The sequence below is a fragment of the Acinetobacter brisouioides genome, from assembly GCF_004331075.1.
GTDB lineage: Bacteria > Pseudomonadota > Gammaproteobacteria > Pseudomonadales > Moraxellaceae > Acinetobacter.
The window spans coordinates 25,449-48,555 of record NZ_SJNX01000001.1 but is presented as its reverse complement, the minus strand read 5'-3'; the positions used below and the strand labels follow the sequence as shown (position 1 = coordinate 48,555).

At 40.9% G+C, this 23,107-nt stretch carries 21 protein-coding genes, 1 tRNA gene and 1 pseudogene; 16 read left to right on the top strand and 7 right to left on the bottom strand.

Annotation, left to right across the window (positions count from 1 at the left end):
• Window positions 1–14: 14 nt before the first annotated feature.
• From E0H77_RS00235 to E0H77_RS00225, 3 genes are all read left to right on the top strand, one after another.
• Window positions 15–359 carry a hypothetical protein gene (locus E0H77_RS00235; RefSeq protein WP_131374028.1) on the top strand — a complete coding sequence of 115 codons (345 nt, stop codon included), beginning with the start codon at window positions 15–17 and terminating at the stop codon, window positions 357–359.
• 438 nt (window positions 360–797) lie between these two features.
• Window positions 798–3,437, top strand: coding sequence for a bifunctional aconitate hydratase 2/2-methylisocitrate dehydratase (locus E0H77_RS00230; protein ID WP_131374026.1), 2,640 nt, complete (start codon window positions 798–800; stop codon window positions 3,435–3,437).
• Between the two features lie 206 nt (window positions 3,438–3,643).
• Entirely contained in the window at window positions 3,644–3,865 is a 222-nt protein-coding gene (locus E0H77_RS00225) for a hypothetical protein (RefSeq protein WP_131374024.1), read from the top strand.
• Window positions 3,866–4,019: 154 nt separating this feature from the next.
• On the opposite strand, the gene E0H77_RS00220 is transcribed toward E0H77_RS00225, so the two are convergent.
• Complete coding sequence (locus E0H77_RS00220; RefSeq protein WP_131374022.1) at window positions 4,020–5,297, bottom strand: sigma-54 interaction domain-containing protein; 1,278 nt, start codon at window positions 5,295–5,297, stop codon at window positions 4,020–4,022.
• Between the two features lie 182 nt (window positions 5,298–5,479).
• On the opposite strand from E0H77_RS00220, the gene E0H77_RS00215 reads away from it, so the two are divergent.
• The 6 genes and pseudogenes from E0H77_RS00215 to E0H77_RS00190 all read left to right on the top strand — a co-directional run bounded on the left by E0H77_RS00215 (window position 5,480) and on the right by E0H77_RS00190 (window position 9,558).
• Window positions 5,480–6,184 (top strand): MBL fold metallo-hydrolase, encoded by a 705-nt coding sequence (locus tag E0H77_RS00215; protein ID WP_004901156.1) that lies wholly within the window; start codon window positions 5,480–5,482, stop codon window positions 6,182–6,184.
• Between the two features lie 52 nt (window positions 6,185–6,236).
• Window positions 6,237–7,457, top strand: a pseudogene (locus E0H77_RS00210) (NAD(P)/FAD-dependent oxidoreductase); the annotation flags it as partial.
• A gap of 25 nt (window positions 7,458–7,482) precedes the next feature.
• The gene (locus tag E0H77_RS00205; RefSeq protein WP_131374018.1) at window positions 7,483–8,277 is read left to right on the top strand and encodes a sulfite exporter TauE/SafE family protein; all 795 of its coding nucleotides are present in this window, start codon (window positions 7,483–7,485) and stop codon (window positions 8,275–8,277) included.
• Between the two features lie 12 nt (window positions 8,278–8,289).
• Window positions 8,290–8,703, top strand: a complete 414-nt coding sequence (locus tag E0H77_RS00200) for a YeeE/YedE family protein (RefSeq protein WP_131374016.1) — start codon at window positions 8,290–8,292, stop codon at window positions 8,701–8,703.
• Window position 8,704: 1 nt separating this feature from the next.
• Complete coding sequence (locus E0H77_RS00195; RefSeq protein WP_131374014.1) at window positions 8,705–9,121, top strand: DUF6691 family protein; 417 nt, start codon at window positions 8,705–8,707, stop codon at window positions 9,119–9,121.
• Between the two features lie 203 nt (window positions 9,122–9,324).
• On the top strand, window positions 9,325–9,558 hold the full coding sequence (locus E0H77_RS00190; RefSeq protein ID WP_116726236.1) for a hypothetical protein: 234 nt from the start codon (window positions 9,325–9,327) through the stop codon (window positions 9,556–9,558).
• Window positions 9,559–9,832: 274 nt separating this feature from the next.
• Here E0H77_RS00190 and E0H77_RS00185 read toward each other — a convergent pair.
• Window positions 9,833–9,908 (bottom strand) — tRNA-Asn (locus E0H77_RS00185).
• 233 nt (window positions 9,909–10,141) lie between these two features.
• Between E0H77_RS00185 and E0H77_RS00180 the strand changes: the two genes are divergently transcribed.
• Window positions 10,142–10,573 carry a hypothetical protein gene (locus tag E0H77_RS00180; RefSeq protein ID WP_131374012.1) on the top strand — a complete coding sequence of 144 codons (432 nt, stop codon included), beginning with the start codon at window positions 10,142–10,144 and terminating at the stop codon, window positions 10,571–10,573.
• A gap of 87 nt (window positions 10,574–10,660) precedes the next feature.
• On the opposite strand, the gene E0H77_RS00175 is transcribed toward E0H77_RS00180, so the two are convergent.
• Entirely contained in the window at window positions 10,661–11,893 is a 1,233-nt protein-coding gene (locus E0H77_RS00175) for a pyridoxal phosphate-dependent aminotransferase (RefSeq protein ID WP_131374010.1), read from the bottom strand.
• Between the two features lie 210 nt (window positions 11,894–12,103).
• Between E0H77_RS00175 and E0H77_RS13690 the strand changes: the two genes are divergently transcribed.
• On the top strand, window positions 12,104–12,268 hold the full coding sequence (locus E0H77_RS13690; protein WP_165491465.1) for a hypothetical protein: 165 nt from the start codon (window positions 12,104–12,106) through the stop codon (window positions 12,266–12,268).
• A 54-nt stretch (window positions 12,269–12,322) separates the two neighbouring features.
• Here E0H77_RS13690 and E0H77_RS00170 read toward each other — a convergent pair whose 3' ends face one another.
• From E0H77_RS00170 to E0H77_RS00160, 3 genes are all read right to left on the bottom strand, one after another.
• A complete protein-coding gene (locus E0H77_RS00170) occupies window positions 12,323–13,711 on the bottom strand; it encodes an FAD-binding oxidoreductase (RefSeq protein ID WP_131374008.1) in 1,389 nt (462 codons plus the stop codon).
• 132 nt (window positions 13,712–13,843) lie between these two features.
• Window positions 13,844–15,283 (bottom strand): sensor domain-containing diguanylate cyclase, encoded by a 1,440-nt coding sequence (locus E0H77_RS00165; RefSeq protein ID WP_131374006.1) that lies wholly within the window; start codon window positions 15,281–15,283, stop codon window positions 13,844–13,846.
• Between the two features lie 49 nt (window positions 15,284–15,332).
• On the bottom strand, window positions 15,333–16,115 hold the full coding sequence (locus tag E0H77_RS00160) for an A1S_2505 family phage non-structural protein (RefSeq protein WP_131374004.1): 783 nt from the start codon (window positions 16,113–16,115) through the stop codon (window positions 15,333–15,335).
• A gap of 131 nt (window positions 16,116–16,246) precedes the next feature.
• On the opposite strand from E0H77_RS00160, the gene uvrB reads away from it, so the two are divergent.
• The 4 genes from uvrB to E0H77_RS00140 all read left to right on the top strand — a co-directional run bounded on the left by uvrB (window position 16,247) and on the right by E0H77_RS00140 (window position 21,690).
• Entirely contained in the window at window positions 16,247–18,262 is a 2,016-nt protein-coding gene (gene uvrB / locus E0H77_RS00155; protein WP_131374002.1) for an excinuclease ABC subunit UvrB, read from the top strand.
• 134 nt (window positions 18,263–18,396) lie between these two features.
• Window positions 18,397–18,939: a lipocalin family protein gene (locus E0H77_RS00150; RefSeq protein WP_171478292.1), complete on the top strand. Its 543-nt coding sequence runs from the start codon at window positions 18,397–18,399 to the stop codon at window positions 18,937–18,939.
• A 165-nt stretch (window positions 18,940–19,104) separates the two neighbouring features.
• Window positions 19,105–20,049, top strand: coding sequence for an EamA family transporter RarD (gene rarD, locus E0H77_RS00145; RefSeq protein ID WP_131373998.1), 945 nt, complete (start codon window positions 19,105–19,107; stop codon window positions 20,047–20,049).
• 183 nt (window positions 20,050–20,232) lie between these two features.
• Entirely contained in the window at window positions 20,233–21,690 is a 1,458-nt protein-coding gene (locus tag E0H77_RS00140; RefSeq protein WP_131373997.1) for a glyceraldehyde-3-phosphate dehydrogenase, read from the top strand.
• Window positions 21,691–21,749: 59 nt separating this feature from the next.
• On the opposite strand, the gene E0H77_RS00135 is transcribed toward E0H77_RS00140, so the two are convergent.
• Window positions 21,750–22,604 (bottom strand): SDR family oxidoreductase, encoded by an 855-nt coding sequence (locus E0H77_RS00135; protein ID WP_131373995.1) that lies wholly within the window; start codon window positions 22,602–22,604, stop codon window positions 21,750–21,752.
• A gap of 122 nt (window positions 22,605–22,726) precedes the next feature.
• On the opposite strand from E0H77_RS00135, the gene E0H77_RS00130 reads away from it, so the two are divergent.
• Window positions 22,727–23,089: a winged helix-turn-helix transcriptional regulator gene (locus E0H77_RS00130; RefSeq protein ID WP_131373993.1), complete on the top strand. Its 363-nt coding sequence runs from the start codon at window positions 22,727–22,729 to the stop codon at window positions 23,087–23,089.
• Window positions 23,090–23,107: the final 18 nt, after the last annotated feature.

The window sequence follows — 23,107 nt, the reverse complement described above, 5'->3', positions numbered from 1 at the left end:
TTTTGGAGCATTGAATGAAGAAGATTTTGCTATTGGCGATGTTAGCAATGGTGTTGGTGGGTTGCAGTAAACCTAAACAATTGCCTCCTCAAGAAGCATGGCAAAAATTTTGTTCAGTCATTCCAAGTGCGGCGGCTAACATCATGACTGATCGTCAGCAAGGGGTGAAAGAAGCTGATGCATTAGAACACGCGAAAAAAATCCCTGATCAACATGCTCAACAATATCTTGAGTCTTTAATCAAAGAGGCGTACAAACTACCTGTTTACTCGAACAGTGATCAGCGCCAAAAAGCACTAGACGCGTTTAGTCAGGGGCGTGAGCAGGAATGTTTAAAGCAAGTCGCTCAAAATAAATAGCACAAAAAGTTTGAGGAAAAGTGATGGTAATGATCATCATTTTTCTATTGAATAGTGAATTTAAACAGGATAATGATAATTTTTATCATTAAGTTGTTTATTTCATTCAGAAAAATTCGTAAATTTGTCATCTATTTCCACTAAGGTGGAATAGGTATCAAAGAAAGAGTCTGCCAATATCTTGATGTTTTTTGGTGATTTAGCAAGGATGACATGATCGAGGTTGCCAAAGAAATAAAGCGTTAAGCAGAAAATCTATATTTAGGTAATTAATTGTCTATATATTTCGTCAGGAAATAATGACCATTAAAAACTAATAGGTTGTCTGCATTAACTTTTAACAGGAAGTTTAGTAGAATTTTGCTGTCCATATTACTTATGAAGCTTTTGGAAAAGCAGGAACTCATAAGTGATTTTTTAAAAAAGAGGAATAACACTGTGCTAGAAGCTTACCGCCAACACGTTGAAGAACGTGCCGCACTCGGAGTCCCACCGAAGCCACTTGATGACGCTCAAACTGCTGCATTAGTCGAATTATTAAAAACCCCACCAGCAGGCGAAGAAGCATTCCTTGTCGATTTACTAGAAAATCGCGTTCCAGCAGGTGTAGACCAAGCCGCTTATGTTAAAGCTGCTTTCTTGGCAGCGGTTGCAAAAGGTGAAGCGACTTCTCCACTGGTATCTAAAGAACGTGCAGTTTACTTGCTAGGCACTATGCTTGGTGGTTACAACGTAGCGCCTTTAGTTGAACTTTTGGAAGATGCTGAATTATCAAGCTTAGCTGCTGAAGCATTGAAAAAAACTCTTCTTGTATTTGATGCATTCCATGACGTTGCTGACAAAGCGAAAGCGGGTAACGAAAATGCGAAAGCAGTTCTTCAATCTTGGGCTGATGCTGAATGGTTCACATCACGTCCAGATGTTCCAGAAGAAATCAAAATCACTGTATTTAAAGTGACTGGCGAAACCAACACAGATGACTTGTCACCTGCGCAAGATGCTTGGAGCCGTCCAGACATTCCATTGCATGCAAATGCAATGCTTAAAAACGAACGTGATGGTATCAACCCTGAGAAACAAGGTGAAGTTGGTCCATTAAGCCAAATCAAAGAACTTATCGCGAAAGGCAACCAAGTTGCTTACGTGGGTGATGTTGTTGGTACAGGTTCTTCTCGTAAGTCTGCGACTAACTCAGTACTTTGGTTCTTCGGTGACGAAATCGCGCACATTCCAAACAAAAAAGATGGTGGTTACTGCTTAGGTGGTAAAATTGCTCCGATCTTCTTTAACACAATGGAAGATGCAGGCGCATTGCCAGTAGAGATCGATGTTTCTAACATGAACATGGGTGACGAAGTTACTCTTAAAATCGATCATGCTGCTGCTAAAGTAACTGCGTTCAAAAACGGCGAACAAATCGCTGAATCTGAACTTAAAACTCCAGTGCTTCTAGACGAAGTACGTGCAGGCGGTCGTATCAACTTAATCGTTGGTCGTGGTTTGACTACTAAAGCGCGTGAAGCTTTAGGTCTTGCACCATCTACATTGTTCCGTACTCCAGTACAACCTGCTGCAACTGGCAAAGGCTTTACTTTAGCTCAGAAGATGGTTGGTCGTGCTTGTGGTCTTCCAGAAGGTCAAGGTGTAATTCCTGGTACTTACTGTGAACCGAAAATGACAACTGTGGGTTCTCAAGATACCACTGGCCCTATGACTCGTGACGAGTTAAAAGACTTGGCTTGCTTGGGCTTCTCTGCTGACCTAGTAATGCAGTCTTTCTGTCACACTGCTGCATATCCAAAACCAGTTGACGTACAAATGCAACACTCGCTTCCTGATTTCATCATGAACCGTGGTGGTGTTTCTTTACGCCCAGGCGACGGTATTATTCACTCTTGGTTAAACCGTATGCTTCTTCCAGATACCGTAGGTACTGGTGGTGACTCACATACTCGTTTCCCAATTGGTATTTCATTCCCAGCGGGTTCTGGTCTTGTAGCGTTTGCTGCTGCAACTGGTGTTATGCCACTTGACATGCCAGAGTCTATTCTTGTGAAATTCAAAGGTAAAATGCAACCTGGTATCACTTTACGTGACCTTGTGCATGCAATTCCTTACCGCGCGATTCAAGAAGGCGACTTAACTGTAGAGAAGAAAGGTAAGAAAAACATCTTCTCTGGTCGTATCTTAGAAATCGACTTAACAGAAATGGAAACTCAACTGACTGTTGAGCAAGCATTTGAACTTTCAGATGCTTCTGCTGAACGCTCTGCTGCAGGCTGTGCAATCACTCTTTCTGAAGAGAAAGTTGCTGAATACCTACGCTCAAACATCACAATGCTTAAGTGGATGATTTCACAAGGCTATGGCGATGCGCGTACAATTGCACGCCGTGTTGAGAACATGGAAAAATGGTTGGCTAACCCATCACTTCTTAAAGCTGATGCTGACGCTGAATACACTAAAGTGTACGAAATCGACCTTTCTACAATTACTGAACCAGTTCTTTGCTGCCCGAACGACCCAGATGATGCGAAACTTCTTTCTGACGTTCAAGGTGCGAAAATTGATGAAGTGTTCATTGGTTCTTGTATGACAAACATTGGTCACTTCCGTGCAGCTGGTCAGTTGCTTGACAAAGTACCAAGCGGTTCATTGTCTACTCGCCTATGGTTGGCTCCACCAACACGTATGGACGAGCACCAATTGATGGAAGAAGGTTTCTACAACATTTATGGTAAAGCTGGCGCACGTACAGAAATGCCAGGCTGCTCACTATGTATGGGTAACCAAGCACGCGTAGCACCAAACACAACTGTAGTGTCTACATCTACTCGTAACTTCCCGAACCGTTTGGGTCAAGGTGCGAACGTGTACTTAGCTTCTGCTGAACTTGCTTCTGTTGCTGCGGTTCTTGGTAAATTACCAACTCCAGCAGAGTACCAAGAATATGCTGCTCAAATTGACAGCATGTCTGCTAACATCTATAAATATTTAAGCTTCGACAAAATCGAAGATTATACAGATGCTGCTGGTAAAGTAGATACCAAGAAAATTGCTGCTGCTCAGTTGACCTAATTTATTGAAAAATAGATTTAATTGAGTGAAGATAAGGGCTGATTAATTCAGCCCTTATTTTTTTAGAATTAAAATGTTAGATGTCAACTTGCGTAAAATAGAAAAAATTCTTAGTTTGGTTCTTTTAAAAGTTAAAAATAATACAATCTCTTGTTTTACAAATAATGCAAAAATGTTGGAGTTTTTAATTTTGGAAATTTTTAATAATGCCTAAACAATCCAGATTTTTCTGTATAGGTGGTTTTCTTAATGGTTCAAGTGTAAAAGACCAAGGTGAAAGCTTTGTTTGTATCGAAAATAACAAACAAGTCACTTACCGAAAAATGGAAATTTTCCATCAAGATTCGTGGGATCATGATTACTATGTCTGTGAAACCACGACAGACCAACAAGCACGAAACTGGGTTTACGATATCGAACCAAATTAAATGCCCGATATTTTTATTCAGAGCATAGAGTTTAAAAGACAGGCAATAAAAAGCCCCATGGTTAGGGGCTAGTCGTATATGAATCAAGTCATATACTGTATGAGGCTCATCTCAAACTGCGCGTATTAAAGCATAAATTACGCTATATTCATACTTAAATATCCCATTTCTTCCGATAACGCCACAGCGTAGTGCGGCTAATATTCAACTCATCTGCAACCTTTTGTAAGTCCTTGTTATATTGCTCAAGCAAATGCGCTAGTAATTCTTTTGTAATGCTCTTATTCGACAACGGTTCAGCGATTTGGGTATCGCCATGTTGAACATTAGAAATTTCATACGGCAAATCATTTACATCAATATAAGTTCGACCTTGTGACATTGCTAAAGCATAAAGTAGGGTATTTTTTAGTTCGCGGATATTTCCTGGCCAGTCATATTGCAGCATGATTTGCATGGCACGATGAGTCAGCATCGGTGCAGCTTGGTCTTGCGGTAGGCTGTTTTCCTGCAAGATTTTTTTAATGATTAAAGGGATATCTGCTTTACGTTCCCGTAGCGGTGGTACAAAAATCGGAATGACTCGTAACCGATACAGCAAATCCTGACGGAAACGCCCTAAACGCGCTTCTTCACGCAAGGCACGATGGGTTGCGGCAATAATTCGAACATCACTTTTTAAAGTCTTTTCACCACCAAGCTGTGTATATTCGCCTGTTTCGAGGACACGTAGTAATTTGGCTTGTAACTCCAGTGGAATTTCTGCCACTTCATCTAAAAACAGCGTTCCGCCCGCAGCGCGTTCAAACACGCCTTTATGGTCACGAATTGCTCCTGTAAAAGCACCTTTGACATGTCCAAACAGTTCACTTTCTAAAATATTGGCATTTAAACTGGCACAGTTAACTGCGATGAAAGGGCGGTTATGCCGTTCGCTATAGTCATGAATGGCTTGGGCGACCAGTTCTTTACCACTACCAGATTCACCACGGACTAACACTGGGAACTGCGTTGAAGCCACGCGTTGAATAATCGAAAACATAGCAAACATTTGTGGGGTTTGGCTGTTAAAGCGTTCAGCAAGCTGGAGTTCTGCTTGAGAAGGTTGTAACTGCGTGGTGGCTTCAGGTGTACAAATACTTGGGCAAGGCTGAAATAAATGTAGGCTATAGATTTGAGTTGCAATCTCAACAGGATGCTTAATATAAAAACTATTAAACTGATCGACATAGCTTTCCTGAGAGGTATCTTCACTTGGATGCAAGTGTAAATATTGCAATAGTGCTTGCTGATGCAAGTCATGTTTATTTGGAGTTTGCCAGATGACTTGTTTTTCATCTAAAACAAAGACAGTCGCGTGATGAAATAAACTTTGTAACTGCTGTAAAAAAGCCTGAGCAGATGCTAACGAGTCAAAAAACAAACGATTCATAAGTTTTGATGTTTCAAATAATGTTTCAAATAATCTTAATAAATTTCAGATGTAACATCAATATTTTTAGTTTAAAATATTATTTTAAATAAGATATTGAAATATAATATTATTATTTTTACTTAAAAGTTGGCATTAATTTTGCTAAATTCAATATAAGCACAATGAAATGGAACATGACCATGCTTTTCAAACAATTATTCGAACCTGAAAGCTCTACTTATACTTATTTATTGGCTTGCGAGGATACCAAACAAGCCATTCTGATTGACCCTGTCGCATCAGAAATCGAGACGTATTTAGACTTGCTTGAACAGCACGGGTTGAGCTTGGTATATAGCTTAGATACACATGTACATGCCGATCATGTGACTGGAGCGAAGCTATTAAAGGAACGTGCAGGTTCTAAAGCGGTGTTACATCGTAATTCAGGTGTACCATGTGGTGATATTTTAGTCACGGATGGCTGTTTATTACGCATCGGTTCAATTGAAGTTGAAGCACGCTATACACCAGGGCATACCAATGCTTGTACCAGTTATGTTGTTGATAACATGGTCTTTACAGGTGATGCACTCTTGATTGATGGATGTGGACGGACTGACTTTCAGGAAGGTGATGCAGGAACCTTATACGACAGCATTCACAACCAGTTGTTTAGTTTGCCTGATGATACCGTGGTTTATCCAGGGCATGATTATAAAGGTCGCACCCACTCAAGCATTGGCCATGAACGCGAATTCAATGCGCGCTTAGGTCATAAGCAAACTCGCGAAGATTTTATTGAACTGATGAAACATTTGGATTTGCCATATCCTGCAAAAATTGATGTGGCACTCCCTGCAAATAAAGCCTGTGGAAATGTAGATGCAGACTGTAAGAAATAAGGAACAAACTATGCAACCACTTCAACAATCGAATACTACACATGTTCTTAAACATGACGTTGTGATCGTCGGCGGTGGTTCGGCAGGGATTGCCGTGGCATCAAGTTTATTGGCACGTTCACCTTACCTAAATTTGGTGATTATTGATCCTGCTGAAACGCACTACTATCAGCCAGGCTGGACCATGGTGGGTGGTGGTATTTTCAAGGTGGAATCGACAGGTCGTGCAATGTCGGATGTGATTCCAGTCGGTGCCAATTGGGTCAAGCAGGCAGTTGCAGCGTTTGAACCTGAGAAAAATCAGTTGATATTGCAAAATGGTCAGCAGATTGAGTATCAATCTCTGATTGTTTGTCCTGGGTTGGTACTGAACTGGAATGCGATTGAAGGTTTGAGTGAAACTCTGGGTAAAAATGGTGTGACTTCCAATTACCGTCAGGATTTAGCACCGTATACGTGGCAACTGGTACAGCAGCTAAAACAGGGTAAAGCGATTTTTACTCAACCACCAATGCCAATCAAATGTGCGGGTGCACCGCAAAAAGCGTTGTATTTATCTTCAGATTATTGGTTGAAAAATAATGTGCTGAATAATATTGAAGTGAATTTTTATAACGCAGGTGCAGTGCTGTTCGGTGTTAAAGAATATGTGCCTGCCTTGATGGAATATATGCAGCGCTATAAAGCACATTTACATTTTGAACATAAATTGGTCAAAGTGGATGGTGCGAGTAAAACTGCATGGTTTGAAGTGAAAAAAGACGGAGAAACGACTCAGGTTTCGACTCAATTTGACATGTTACATGTTGTTCCACCTCAGCATGCACCCGATTTTATTCGTCACAGTGCATTTGCCGATGCTGCTGGCTGGTTTGAGGTTAATCCTGAAACATTGCAACATCCACGTTATGCCAATGTTTTTGGCTTGGGGGATGTGATCAGTGCCAGCAATGCTAAAACGGCTGCGGCTGCGCGAAAGCAAGCCCCGATTGTGGCAGTTAATGTTTTAACTTACCTAAATGGTCGCGATGATTTTTGTCATTACGATGGTTACGGTTCCTGTCCACTAACAGTTGAGCGCGGCAAAATCGTACTGGCAGAATTTGGCTATGGTGGAAAATTGTTGCCTTCATTCCCACGCTGGTTATGTGATGGGCAAAAACCTACCCAGCTAGCTTGGTTTTTAAAAGCGCGTATGCTGCCAGAAATTTACTGGAAAGGCATGCTTAAAGGGCGTGAATGGCTCGTTAAACCAAAACGTCATGCGGCTTAATTTGGCGTTATGAGAGAAAATCGTCATGTGGATACTGGTTGTTGAAGGTCTTGCCATTGGTTGTCTATTGGGCTTGACAGGGGCAGGTGGTGGTATATTGGCTGTGCCTGCACTAATGGCATCTCAGGGGTGGACGGTAGCGCAAGCTGCACCAGTGGGGTTGTTAGCTGTAACTTTTTCGACGTTTATTGGCACGCTGCAAGGCTTGTTCAAGAAAATTGTTCGCTATCGTGCAGCATTGTGGATCGCACTCGTTGGTATTCCCGCATCACATTTGGGAATTTGGGCGAGTCAGCATACTTCACCGATGTGGTTGAGCTTACTGTTTGCCTTGGTGATGTTTGTGGTGGCATATCGGCTATTTAGCCATCCGCATGAAGATTTTCATAACCCACCTTGTCGAATAAATCCGTATACAGGCAAGTTGCAGTGGGACATTCCAACCGCCCTGATTTTGGGGGGGATTGGTATAATCGCAGGATTTCTGACGGGGTTGCTTGGTGTGGGTGGTGGCTTTGTGATTGTTCCAGCACTAAAGAAAACCACGAATCTGGATTTGCATAGTATTGTCGCAACATCCCTGATGATTATCTTTTTGGTGGGTGGTTTAAGCATCGGCCTACATGTTGTAGAAGGCTTTGTTTACCCAACTACGGTAACGGTAGTATTTGCTGGTGCATGTTTGGTTGGGTTATTGCTGGGTCGACAAGTTGCAACACGTATTTCAATTCATTATGTGCAGCGAATTTTTGCAATTACGGTCATACTAGTGGCTGTACTGATGCTGTTTAAATCACTTAAAGCTATTTTTGCCTTATAGGAGTCTTACAATATGCATGAATATGCTTTGGCATTCTGTGGCGGTGTACTGCTTGGAATAGCAACCATTAGTTACTTGTATAGTATTGGGAAAATCGCTGGAGTCAGCGGATTGATTGCCCAGATGCTGACACCTAAAAGCTGGTTTAGTACGCCTGCATTTTGGTTTTTACTTGGACTAATCGGCATGCCATTTATTTATCATCAATTTTTAGACTTGCCTGTACAGGTTAAAGCATCGCCTTGGGTGCTGATGCTGAGTGGATTGCTGGTGGGTGTGGGAACACGTCTAGGCTCGGGTTGTACCAGCGGACATGGGATTTGTGGGTTAAGTCGTTTGTCGACACGTTCTTTTGTTGCAGTGGGCTGCTTTATGGCATGTGCGTTTTTAACTGTATTGGTTACGCGTTATCTTTTTGGTGGCTAACATGAAAAATCTGATTGCATTTATTTGTGGTGGTGTATTTGCACTGGGGCTGATGCTCTCAGGCATGTCAAACCCTGCGGTGGTACAGGCATTCTTCGATGTGTTTGGTGCATGGAGTCCACGCCTGATGTTTGTGATGGGTGGAGCAGTGTTGATCTCATTCTATCCATTTCAGCGTGCAATGCGTCAAGAGCACCCAAAGACCATTTTTAATGAACCGATTGATTTGCCAACAAGCAAGATGATTGACTCACGATTAATTATGGGCTCAATCCTGTTTGGTATTGGTTGGGGCTTGTCTGGTATTTGTCCTGCACCAGGTTTAACCTTGCTTGGACTGGGGCATTGGGAAGCGTTCTATTTTATTATTCCGATGTTGCTTGGTATGTTTTTATACAAACTGAGCCAAAAAGCTTAAAACTTCAATCACCATTTCTAAAGCAAGGACGCTTATATGAAATGGGTTTGTATTGTGCAAAAACTGCACAATATTAATGCAATAAAAATTCCTGAAAGGAATATTTAAAATATTTTAATATAAAAATGATATAAAATAATGGTTTAATATTTTGGCATATCCTTTGCATTTTAAATAAGACAACCCGCAAAGGAGAACACGCCATGACTGAACAGAGTATGTTTAAAATAAAAAATATTCGCCTGACCGATCCGCGTACTTGTGAGCTGTATATGCAACATAATGATACGGCTTCAGTGAAAGGCTGGGTGATTCAGTGTAATACTGCTTTATCGAACCAGTTTCATGAGCATTTGAATCAGTTGTGCCAATCTGAAAATCCATTTATTGCGTTATTGCAGTTGAAACAGTTCCATAAAGTCGAAGTGTTATGCTAAACCCTGATCTGACTTAAACGACAGCAAAACTGGTCTTTGCTGTCGTTTTTGTTTCTACAATTTTCATTGCAATTAAAGTCATTTATGTATGACTATTTTTACCCCGCAACAATACTAATCATGATATCGGTGCAACCTGCACACACTTGACGATAGGTAATGTATCTACGGTAGCAGGGAGGTTTTCGTATTGCCAAAGAAGCGATTACGGAGTTTGAAGCAAAATAACAGACATAAAAAAGCCCGCTTTAATGCTGCGGGCTTTTTTGAATTTTGGCTCTCCAACCTGGGCTCGAACCAGGGACCTGCGGATTAACAGTCCGTCGCTCTACCGACTGAGCTATTGGAGAATCTGCCAGCGATTATAATGTGATTTTAATAAGGGTCAAGTGAAAATCTGGCTATGGTTTTTGGATGTTGTATATTTAAACAAATGTTCAAGCGATATCTAAAAAAGTTACTTTTTTTGCATTTTTTTTGCTAAATTAAAAAAATAAATAGGTCGTTTAAAGTTGTTTTAAATTTTAAACAGTGTGGATTTAACCCAACTTGCCAGCACACAAATGGCTAAATCGGAGGCAATATGCCAGTTCTTCGCATCCAAGATATTTTCGCTAATTTTCAGTTTTATAAAGAAAACTATCTTTCAATTTTAAAAAATCCGCAAAGTTATTATCAACCTGTTGCCGATGCTTGTATTCATTTTGCTATTCTGAGTGAGCAAAAAGTTTATCTGGGTGACTTGCTGCAACTGTGGTTTGGTGACAAATGGACAGAGCATCAGGCGAAGCAATTGCAACAAGGTGAAAGTAATTACTGGCAGCCTGTGCAGCAAGACTATGCCAGTAGTGATATTTTTGTGTTTGCAATCCAAGGGCAAGGCATTGGAAAACATGCTAAAGCGTTGGCTTGGTCACAGCATGATGCACAAATCCGTGAAATTTATTTAGATCGTGTCTTACCCTATTATTTTAATTTCATTGCGTTAGAACGCCCAAAACATAGTGCAGTTTAACTTGACCTTTTTATTATTTACACTTTTCTTTAGATGATAAAAAAACCCATCAGTTTACTGATGGGTTTTTTGTTTTAGCGTAATGAATTACGCTTTTTTCTCAGCTTCGATTGAAGCAATTGCAGCATCTACGCCGTCAATTGATTCAGCAGCTTTTTTGATACGTGCAAGTGCATCAACAAGTACTTCGTCAGCAGTCGCGTAAGAAATACGCATGTAACCGCCTAAACCAAATGCATCGCCAGGAACAACTGCAACACCAGTTTCTTCAAGTAACCATGCAGAGAATTCTGTGCAAGATTTTAAGCCTTTCGCACGAATTAACGGGCGGATATTTGCATACGCATAGAATGCGCCGTCAGCAGGTAGGCAAGAAATCCCTTTAATGTCATTCAAACCGTTTACAACCAAGTCATGGCGACGTTTGAACGCTTCGATCATTGGTTTAAGTACGTCTTGAGGACCATTCAATGCAGCTTCAGCAGCAACTTGTGAAATCGAAGTTGGGTTTGAAGTTGATTGAGACTGGATTTTTTTCATCGCACCGATCAGCTTTGCAGGGCCCGCTGCGTAGCCAATACGCCAGCCAGTCATTGCATATGCTTTAGATACACCGTTCAATACGATAACGCGATCGTAAAGGTCTGGTGCAACAGTTGCGATGTTATAGAATTCGTTATCCCAACGGATTGGTTCGTACATGTCGTCAGATGCAACAAATACTTGTGGGTGGCGACGCAATACTTCAGCCAAAGCTTCTAGCTCAGCTTTGGTATAGATCATGCCTGTTGGGTTAGAAGGGCTGTTCAATACCACTAAACGAGTATTTTCAGTGATCGCAGCTTCTAATTGTTCAGGGGTAATTTTGAAACGTTGTTCTTCACCACATTTCACAATCACAGGTGTACCTTCAGCGATAATCACCATGTCTGGATAGCTTACCCAGAACGGTGCAGGAATAATCACTTCATCACCTTTGTTTAACAAAGCAAGCGCCAAGTTAAAGAATGATTGTTTACCACCACAAGAAACCAAAATCTGGTTCGCTTGGTAGTCAAGGTTATTGTCGCGTTTCAGCTTAGCAATGATTGCTTTTTTTAAGCTTGGCGTACCATCAACAGCAGTGTATTTTGTAAAGCCATTGTTAATCGCTTGAATAGCTGCATCTTTGATGTGTTGCGGGGTATCGAAATCAGGTTCACCTGCACCCAAACCAATCACATTCTTACCAGCAGCTTTGAGTTCAGCAGCTTTATTTGTTACGGCAAGCGTAGGAGACGGTTTGATAGCGTTTACACGATCTGACAGACGTACGTCCACTGCGATATTCCTTCTTTAGTGGGATTAAAAAATAAAAGCATCTTATCTTAACGTAAAAAACCCAACATGCTAGGTACAAATCGCCCAAAATGAGAAAAATTCATAGGAATTTTAAATTATGCAACTTACAGAGATCTATTTGATCATCGAGACTCGTCAAGGTGCTCGAAAAAGCTTAAAATAAGCAAAATTTCGAGTTTTGTTTGTTGTATGAGTCAAGATAAACCGCAAGTCCAGTTGCCTTTTCCGCTGCCAACGCAGCAGGATCAAGAAGATAGTACGGCACATAACCATGTTCGTCCAAAACCAAAGCGTTATGCTGATCGGACTTGGGCACCACCACGTGGCACACGTCGCTCTATGGGTAAACGTTAATTTACCCTTGAAATACCAGTAAAAAGCACGTCAGATGACGTGCTTTTTTGCTTTTTATTTAAAAATTTTATGCGGGTTTAAAATCAGATTGGGGTCAAACAGTTGTTTGAGTTGTCGCATCATGTTCAGGGTATTTTCATCGACTGAATAATGCAAATAGTCCCGTTTAAGGAGTCCAATACCGTGTTCTGCCGAAATACAGCCTTTAAATTCGCGTACCACACCATAGACAACTTCATCAATTCCTGTCATCACTGACTCAAGCTGATCTTCTGGTAGATGTTTTAAATCCAAAATAATATGCATATTGCTGTCGCCGATATGCCCAAAGAACAGGCTGACCAAATCTGGAAAATGCTGGTCTAAGCGCGCTTGGCAGACTTCTTTAAATTCGCCTAATTCGCCAATCGGTAAGCTGACATCGAAGCATAATGGTCGTCCCGTACTAGAAATTTCAGCAGGCACAGTTTCACGAATCAACCAGAGTTGCTGCGCTTGTACCTGATTTTGTGCAATCACGGCATCTAAAATTTCGCCTGTTTCAAACATTTCCGCCAGCAGATTTTCCAAGCTTTCAGCAGGGGCTTCAACATCAAATACCGCATAGACAGGATAGGACTGAGTCAGTGGGTTGCTGCTGTTTTGCATCCATGACAAGCTGAGCTGATAGTATTCATCCCACATGACTTCAAAAGCATTCGGTGTGGTCAGGTTCTTTTGCAAACGGCGTAATAGATGCACCGCCGATAAAAAATCAGGAAAAGCACATAAACAGGTACTGAGTTCACTTGGTGGTGCCGAGAGTTTCAAAACTGCACGAGTCACAATGCCAAGTGTGCCTTCAGAGCCAATAAAATTCTGTTTTAAGTCATAGCCAGCATTGTTCTTGATCATTTTATTCATCAAATTTAACACACGCCCATCGGCAAGCACTACTTCTATGCCCAGTACATGTTCACGCATCATGCCATAACGAATCACCGATAATCCGCCAGCATTTGTGGCAATATTTCCACCAATCTGACAAGATCCGCGCCCACCTACATCGACAGGGAAAAACAAACCTGCCTGACGTGCGGCATTTTGTACTTCTTCAAGCGTCACACCCGCTTGTACAGTCATGGTTGAAGCATATTGATCAATTTCTTCGATTTTATGCATTTTATCTAGTGCAATCACAATTTCATCTGCATTGGCGATACCTGCACCTGCAACGCCTGTCATGCCGCCTTGAGGCACAACAGCCTGTTTGAGTTCATTACAGATTGAAAGAATTTGTGAGACTTGTTCGGTATTTTTAGGAAAGAGCACAGCATAGGGTTGAATGCGTTTGTAATTACTCCAATCGGTATAGTGACGAATATTGATGGCATCGCCCATGGCAATTTGCTGTTCAGTCAAAAATACTCGACAACGCTCAACCACTTGTAGTTGGGTGCTCATGTCCTTTCCTTTTTTGTGATGATGGATGCAATGCCCATAGTGTAATCCCATGCCACTCGGCATGAGCAGGTTTTTCCCTGTACCACTAAGAAAAAAGCCAGTTTAAAAAGAACTGGCTTGGGGTGTTTTGTTTTAAGCACTTGCATTTTGGTTAGAGTAAAAACTTTTCTTTCTTAAATACATGTCTTGGTCTGCTCGTCGGAGCAATGCTTCTATGCTTTCATTGGGTGCGGTGGTGGCATGTCCAATTGAAATGCTAATTGGCTGGCTAGAATAATACTGATTGTCGATATTAAACAGTTCATGAATGGTTTGTAATGTGGATAATGTTGCCACTTCATCCGCAGATGGCATTAAAATCACAAACTCATCGCCACCGATACGTGAGGCGGAATAGGGTGTATTTAAAATAACCTGATTCAAGACGGCACCAACACGCCGTAATAAACCATCTCCGACATCATGCCCTAATTCATCATTAATCTGTTTTAAGCCATTCATGTCTAGATAAATACAAGACACAGGGCGAGCAAAACTACGCTCTAGGCGGTTAATTTCTTCTGTATAAAATGAGCGGTTATACAGCTTGGTCAGCACATCATGTTTGCCTAAATATTCCAAATAATTTTCGGCTTTTTTACGTGCAGTAATATCTGTCAGTGCAACTTGTACCAGTCCCCAGTCATGCTCATATCCTGGAAATACGGTAAATTGCAGCAGAACGTTACGAATCGTGCCGTCGAGGGCATAGTTGACCGCTTCACGTTGATGATGAATGTTACCTTTCCATAACTCGATGAGTTGTTCACGAAACGTATTTTGCATTTCCTGTGTAAACACTTTGTGCAGGTTTTTAAACAATGTCGGCTTGTCGGGCGCTTTAAATAGCGTCAGGGTAGCTTGGTTGACATCGAGCAAAATAATGTCTTCAGTACATTGCTGAATAAAATCGGGATGAACATCGAGGAACGTTCGAAAATCTTCGATGCCGAGCTGACGAATCTGGTCAATGCGGCGTTTGATGCGACTGAAATCTTCAACCCACAAAGAAGCAGGCGAGTAAGTAAACATCGACTCTGCCAAAATACGGTTTTTGGCTTCAAGACGCTGTGCATCCTGATAAGCGGTAATATCTTCGGTGGTAAATAGCACACGTGACAAATCATGTTCAAAGCCTGGTAAAATTGAGGCGCGAAGCTGAACATCCAGACGCTTGCCTGAAAGGGTGTAGTTGACCCCTGTGCTGGAAAATTCGGTTTCGCCATTCCAGAGAGCAGCTAGTTCATAAACATGTGTGTCGAGCATATCTGCTTTAAAAATTTTCGAGAGATTGCTACACAGATACTCTTGATTGTCCGCTTCAAAAACTTCAAGCGTTTTTTGATTGACTTTGATTACTTTAATTTTTTGTGTTGACTCAACCACTCGCTGTAAGTCTTCTTGTAGAAAACTGACAATATCTTCAACACCTTGCGCTCGCCACGCATCAAATTGCTGTTTGACTTCACTAAAATCTTCAAGCCACATTGGAATGGGAGCTAAATCAAAAATTGAAGAATCAAAATGTTGCATGGCTTAACTCGATCCTGAAATGCAGTTTAAAAGTTATAAAATATATGAATTAGTGATGGCGTTTAATTGGGTGTTTAATTTCAATTTCAGCGTTCCAGACGCGAATAAAATCTTGTTCATTGAAATCATAAAGCTCCATTAATGCGAGGATTACACCACCATAGATATAACTCTCGTCGGAGTGATTCGGCAAATTAAAAATCTTGTGATTGATCTGTTTTAAAATGTCTTCAATTTCATAATTGCGACTGCGTCCGTACTGGTCTTCTGGATACATTTTTTGTTCCAGTACTTTGAGTGCAATTTGTTTTTGTTCTTTACTTAACGTGGTGTGCTTGAGGGCTTCAGCATAATCTTCTGCCAAAATCACTTCAGGGCTAAAAAGGCTATGTAGTAATTTACTGGTTAGATTGGGAAATAAACGGCTCGCATTTTTTTCCACATAAGGGCGAAAAGATTCGGGCAGAATGACATTATTAGAAATGCCCTGAAACAGAGGAGCAATTTCAGACACCTGATAGCCCGCAATACCACAGCCTAGTGCGGTAATAAAATATTGTGTAGTGAGATGGTTTTCTGTATAGATTTTAAAATCTTCAATATAATGCGCAATTTGTGAAATCGGCATTTGCTGCAAATGTTCATTTAGTGTTGGAATGGCAAAGCTTTGACCTGACCAGCCGCGTCCTATGCCTGCCATTGCACCAAAAAACAGTTGTGCGATACGAGCAGCGCCATCATTGTGTTGACCCGCAAGGTTGCTGCCAAAAACAAAAACCGTGTCTTCAGGTAAACTTTTAATTATGCTTTCATCATGATACTGGTAAGTCATCGTCGTTGTGTTTTTTGCTATGCTCTTGTTTGCCATGTTGCAATTGATTGGTAAGGCGGTCAAGTAAAAAATACTTGAATAATCTGTGTTCAGTCCAATTTATTTTTATAAATGAATAATGAGAGAAGCGAGTGAGTAGTCAGCCTTTTGATTTGGTCACCCAATATGCCCCTGCAGGCGATCAGCCTCAAGCGATTGAAAAGTTGGTCACTGGGGTTCAGCAAGGGCTGAAGAATCAGCTTTTACTGGGTGTGACGGGGTCAGGCAAAACCTACACCATGGCAAATGTGATTGCCCAGTTACAACGCCCAACCATTGTGATGGCACATAACAAAACACTGGCTGCACAGTTATATGGTGAGTTTAAGGCATTTTTCCCCAACAATGCGGTTGAGTATTTCGTCAGTTATTATGACTACTATCAGCCTGAAGCCTATGTTCCATCGTCAGATACTTTTATTGAAAAAGATGCAGCGATCAATGACCACATTGATCAGATGCGTCTTTCTGCAACACGTTCATTACTAGAACGTCGTGATGCGATTATTGTGGCATCGGTCTCGGCGATTTATGGTTTGGGTGACCCAAATGCCTATATGCAAATGTTACTGCATGTGGTTGAAGGTGATGTTATTCGTCGTGATGAAATCATTCGCCGTCTGGTTGAAATGCAGTACAGTCGTAATGAACTGGAGTTTGTACGAGGCACATACCGTATTCGCGGTGAAATTATTGATATTTTCCCAGCTGAATCTGATCAGCAAGCCATACGTATCGAACTGTTTGATGACGAGGTCGACTCGATTCGCTGGTTTGATCCACTGACTGGAAAAATGCTGCGTAAAGTGCCACGCGTCACTATTTATCCGAAAAGTCACTATGTGACACCGCAAGACCACTTGCAACGTGCGATTGGTACAATTAAAACTGAACTCAAACAGCAAATTGAGTTCTTTAAAACCAATGAAAAACTGTTAGAAGCTCAGAGGATTGAGCAGCGCACACGCTATGATTTGGAAATGATGCAACAACTGGGTTATACCAACGGCATTGAAAATTATTCGCGACATTTGTCAGGGCGGCAAGCTGGCGAAGCACCGCCGACATTGTTTGATTATATTCCTGAAGATGCTTTGCTGCTGATCGATGAATCACATGTGACTGTGCCGCAAATTGGCGCGATGTATAAAGGTGACCGTTCACGTAAAGAAAACTTGGTGAATTATGGTTTTCGTTTGCCAAGTGCACTCGACAATCGCCCGATGAAATTTGAAGAATGGGAACGGATTGTTCCTGCGACTATTTTTGTTACTGCAACACCTGCCCATTACGAACTGGAAAAATCACAGCAAGTGGTCGAACAGGTCGTGCGTCCAACGGGATTGATTGACCCTGAAATAGAAATTCGCCCTGTGTTAACCCAAGTCGATGATGTTTTGTCAGAGATTAATATTCGTAAGCAACTCAATGAACGGGTACTGGTTACTACCCTGACTAAACGTATGGCAGAAGACCTGACCTCTTATTTAAAAGAATACGGTATCAAGGTTGCGTATTTGCATTCGGATATTGATACGGTCGAGCGGGTCAAAATTATTCATGAGCTGCGTACAGGTGTGCATGATGTTTTAGTCGGGATTAACTTGCTGCGTGAAGGTTTGGATATGCCAGAAGTATCGTTGGTTGCCATTTTAGATGCAGACAAAGAAGGTTTCTTACGTTCCGAGCGTTCGTTGATTCAAACCATTGGGCGTGCTGCACGACATTTAAAAGGTAAAGCCATTTTATATGCTGACCGTGTCACTGATTCGATGCAAAAGGCCATTGATGAAACTGACCGCCGTCGTAATAAGCAAATTGAATTTAACCAAATACACGGAATTACGCCACGTAGTGCGATACGGCAGATTATTAAGGAAATTGATACAGGTGAAATCATTGCCGATGAACCTGCAGAGCAACAATATCAACAACTGCAAAGTTTAAGTGCTGACGAGCAACACTTGATTGCTGATCCAAAATTATTGACCAAGCATTTGGCAAAACTGGAAAAAGAAATGCTTAAAGCGTCCAAAGAGTTACAATTTGAGCAGGCAGCTCGGTTGCGAGATGAAATTGTGCGGTTAAAAAACCATTTAATCATGTGATGGGTTTTACAGAATCATAACAGTGTGGTTGCTAAATTATAGTTATGTTTTAAAAAGTAAAAATCCTTTTTGAGGATCGATGAGGATGGTCAAAAGTGAATAAAAAACTGAAAACAAAATCATGGTTCAAAAAAATGATGGTAGCGACCATTCTGCTCGGAGTGGGGGCATCGGTGATGACACATGCACAAAAGCCGATGCCGACCATTGCGCAGGTTGATTTGGCAAAATACTTGGGTGTTTGGTATGAAATTGCCCGAAAGCCAATGTATTACCAAAAACAATGCGCGCGTAATGTTCAGGCAGTTTATACGCTCAATGTGAATGGCAATATCAGTGTTGAAAATAGTTGTATTAATACCGATGGGCACTTAGAGCAGGCACAGGGTGAGGCTTATGTGGTCAATGCACCACATAACAGCAAATTGCGTGTGAGCTTTTTGCCAGAATCGCTACGTTGGTTACCTGTAGGGCGAGGAGATTACTGGATTTTAAAACTTGATGCGAATTATCATACCGTGCTTGTAGGTGAGCCAAAGAAAAAGTACCTTTGGATTTTATCTCGTGAACCACATTTGTCGGAGGATGTGGTGCAGGAATATATCAAGTATGCACAAAGCCTAGGTTATAACACCACTGATCTGATTCGCACGTTACAAACGGAAAAAAATAATTAAAAAAACCACAGAAAACAAGCAAATCTCGATATAATCTGTCGGTGATTTTTTGAGTAAACGGTATAAAATTTTTAAAATTCAAACCGTATTTTCTCGTCTTACTTTTCGCTTTCAAATTATTTGGTTGTTGTATGTTTTCTTGTGATATTCCTCTCGGAGGTGTAGGTGGTTAAAGGCATAATTTTTTCTGTTTTAGCCTCTACAGTTTTCGGGATTTTGTATTTTTACAGTCAATTCCTTAAAATTTTTGATGGTTCGCAAACCTTTGGCTGGAGAATGATTGCATTATTGCCATTTTTAACCCTGTTTATGTGGTTGAGTGGTGATCTTCATCTGATTCGTCAGGTATATGAACGCGTCAAACAAAAGCCGACATTTTTATTATTACTGCTGTTGACCGCGATGTTGGCTGCTGTGCAGCTTTGGTTGTTTCTTTGGGCACCGATGCATGGGCGCGGCATGCAGGTATCTTTGGGCTATTTTTTATTGCCTTTGGTGTTGGTGCTGGTTGGAAGCGTTTTTTACAAAGAAAAGCTGTCATGGTTTCAAAAAATTGCTGTTTTATGCGCTGTATTGGGTGTGGCTCATGAATTTTGGCGCATAGGTAGTATTGCGTGGGAAACCTTGTTGGTTGCTTTGGGCTATTCAGCTTATTTCTTTCTACGCAAAGTCATTAAAACTGACCATCTGGGTGGTTTTTGGTGGGACAACATGCTGATGTTGCCTATCGCAATTTATTTTGTACAGACATGGACTTTGCCTTGGAGTATATTTCTTACCCAGCCCCACTTAATTGCTGCAATTATTGGTTTGGGAATCTTGAGTGCCATAGGTCTTGGAAGCTATATTTTGGCAAGCCGTTATTTGCCTATGGTACTGTTTGGTTTATTAAGCTATCTTGAACCTGTGCTTTTAGCTATTTCTGCTGTAATTTTAGGGGAGAAGATTCATGCAGAAGAATGGTTTACTTATATTCCAATTTGGTGTGCTGTTAGTATTCTAGTTTTAGAAGGAATGTGGCATATTTATCTGCAACAGCGTAAGCGCCATGCACTGATTACTAATATTGAAAAATTCTCTGAACGTGCTAATAGTAATCGAGAAAAATAATTAAATTCAACTAATTGGATGAGTTTTATATTCATTTTTTTTGTAAATACATAATATTTTTTTATGAATATGACGATAGTATAATCTTTTTGTGATAATACTATCGTTATTTTAATTTAAACTTGCTCCGTTTTCCTTTAAAATTATTCGCGATAAACACTTCTATAATTTGAGGACGTACTTGTGAGCAAAGAAACGATTGTCGCTCTACATGCAGAACATCAGGGTCGCTGGAAGAACCGCGAAGAAATCGCAGAGCAAATGATTGTTTTGATCGGTCAATTATACCGTCAAAAAAACATCGTCACTTCTGTTTACGGTCGCGCTTTAGTTAACCGTTCAGTGATTCAGATCTTAAAAGCACATCGTCGCACTCGTATTGTAGATGTTGAATTGTCTGTTGTTAATACTTTCCCGATTTTAGAAGCATTAGCAAAAATCGACAATATTGGTTCTGCTGAAGTTGACCTTGGTAAACTTGCTGTAGAATACAAAGAAAAAGGTGGCGATGTAGACGCCTTTGTTGCAAATGCTGTACAAGCAATTCAAAACCGCGCTACTGAAGTTGAACCTAAAGATGTTGTTCTTTATGGTTTTGGTCGCATCGGTCGTATCTTGGCACGCTTAATCATCGAACAAACAGGTATTGGTCGTGGTTTAAGCATAAAAGCTATTGTTGTACGTAAAACTTCAGATGGTGATTTAGCAAAACGTGCATCTTTGTTACGTCGCGATTCAATTCATGGTTCTTTTGCTGGCACAATTTCAATTGATGAAGAAAACGAAGCAATCATTGCTAACGGTAACTTCATTAAAGTAATTTATGCATCTAATCCATCAGAAGTTGATTACACACAATACGGCATTGAAAATGCATTGTTGATTGACAATACAGGTAAATGGCGTGATGCAGAAGGCCTTGCTCAACACTTGAAATGTCCAGGTGTTGCACGTGTTGTATTGACTGCACCAAGTAAAGGCGAGATGAAAAACGTGGTGTTTGGTGTAAACCAGGCAGACATCTTGGATGAAGATAAAATCATCTCTGCTGCAAGCTGTACGACGAATGCGATCACACCATTGTTGAAAGTATTAGACGACAAATATAAAGTTCTTAATGGTCACGTTGAAACTGTTCACTCATTTACCAATGACCAAAACTTGATTGATAACTATCATAAAGCAGATCGCCGTGGTCGTGCTGCGACACTGAACATGGTTATTACTGAAACAGGTGCAGCAAAAGCAGTTGCGAAAGCATTGCCTGCATTGAAAGGTAAATTGACTGGTAACTCAGTACGCGTTCCAACACCAAACGTATCTTTAGCAATCTTGAACTTGACGTTAGATAAAGAAATTGATCGTGACGAAGTGAACGAATATGTTCGCCAAATTTCAATCAATTCAAACCTACAAGGTCAAATTGGTTATACCAACTCGACTGAAGTGGTTTCAAGCGACTTTATCGGTTCACGCAGCGCAGGTATTTTTGATGCGCAAGCAACAATCGTTTCTGGCAACCGTTTAACTGCTTATGTATGGTATGACAACGAAGTAGGTTATAGCTGCCAAGTGTTACGTATTGCTGAACAAATGAGTGGCATCAGCTACCCTAAAGTTCCGAGTACAACTCAAGCTTAATTGCTGTTGTTTCTCTAGAAAAAACCCAGTCAAAAGACTGGGTTTTTTCATTTTCGGTTTTAGGTGATCAGTTGTTCGATTTGGGATTTAATATCAGTGTTTGCATGACCTATCAGGTGTTCTAGGTCTTTTGATTCACTATACATTGCACCTTTCGCTGCTTGTATATCGGCATCGACAATCACATCCACTAAACCTTCGGGTAGTCCAGCCGCAAGCAAGGCTTCAGTATATTCTTGAGTGCCCAGATTTTGGTAGCGTACTGTTTTCCCTGCGATTTGAGTTATAGTGTGTGCTAGATCTGAAAGGGTAAAACTACTTGAACCCGCCAGCTCATAAACTTTCTGTTCATGCCCTGAACTGCTAAGCACTTTAGCTGCGGCTTCGGCATAATCTTGACGTGAGGCTGAGCTAATTTTACCTTCACCCGCTGCTCCATATAAAACACCTTGCTCAATAATTTGTGGCAAAGTCGCTAAATAATTTTCACTGTACCAATTGTTACGCAAGAAGGTGTAATTTAAACCACTTTGTTTGATTAAAGCTTCAGTTTCTTGATGTTCTTTTGCTAAAGACAATAGCGAATGTTCGGCGTTCAATAAACTGGTATAGACGATATGCTTCACTTGAACGTGTTTGGCTGCTTCAATCACAGCTTGATGTTGTGGTGTGCGACGGCCGACTTCATTGGCTGAAATTAAAAGTAATTTGTCGATGCCTTGAAGTGCAGGCGTTAAAGAGGCAGGTTCATCATAATTAAAATAACGAACGTCAATTCCTTGTTGTGTGAAGTGTAGAGCTTTATCTTGATTGCGCACCAAAGCCACAATATTTTCTGGGGCTTGGCTGTGTAATAAAAACTGAATGACACATTCTCCAAGCTGACCTGTTGCACCTGTAATTGCAATTTTCATAGTGAACTCCTGACGTTGAGTATTCTGTAATCTATTTTGTGATATGATCTTAATTCCAAAACTTACTAAAAGTAAGTACACACCTAAAAGTAAGTTAGTGATGTCGAGGTAAGATTTTTGCTATGAAACAGACAGATCAAAATCTAATGGGTTATGTTTTATCCAGTCAGTGTCCATCACGAGAAATTTTGGAACATCTCACCAGCAAATGGGCTGTATTGGTGCTGCGTTGTTTAAGCGAAGGGGTGCAGCGCTTTAGTCAGCTTAGAAAGAGAATTGATGGTGTTAGTGAAAAAATGCTGACCCAAACGCTCAAAATTTTGGAAAAAGATGGTTTTGTCAGTCGAACAGCCTATCCCGAAGTTCCGCCAAGGGTGGAGTATCAGCTAACAGAACTTGGAGAACTGGCCGCACAGCAAATTATCCAACTAGTCGAGTGGATTGAGCAAAATCTTGAATTTATTCTTCAACATAAGAAAATTTGAGTTGTAATAACGATAAAA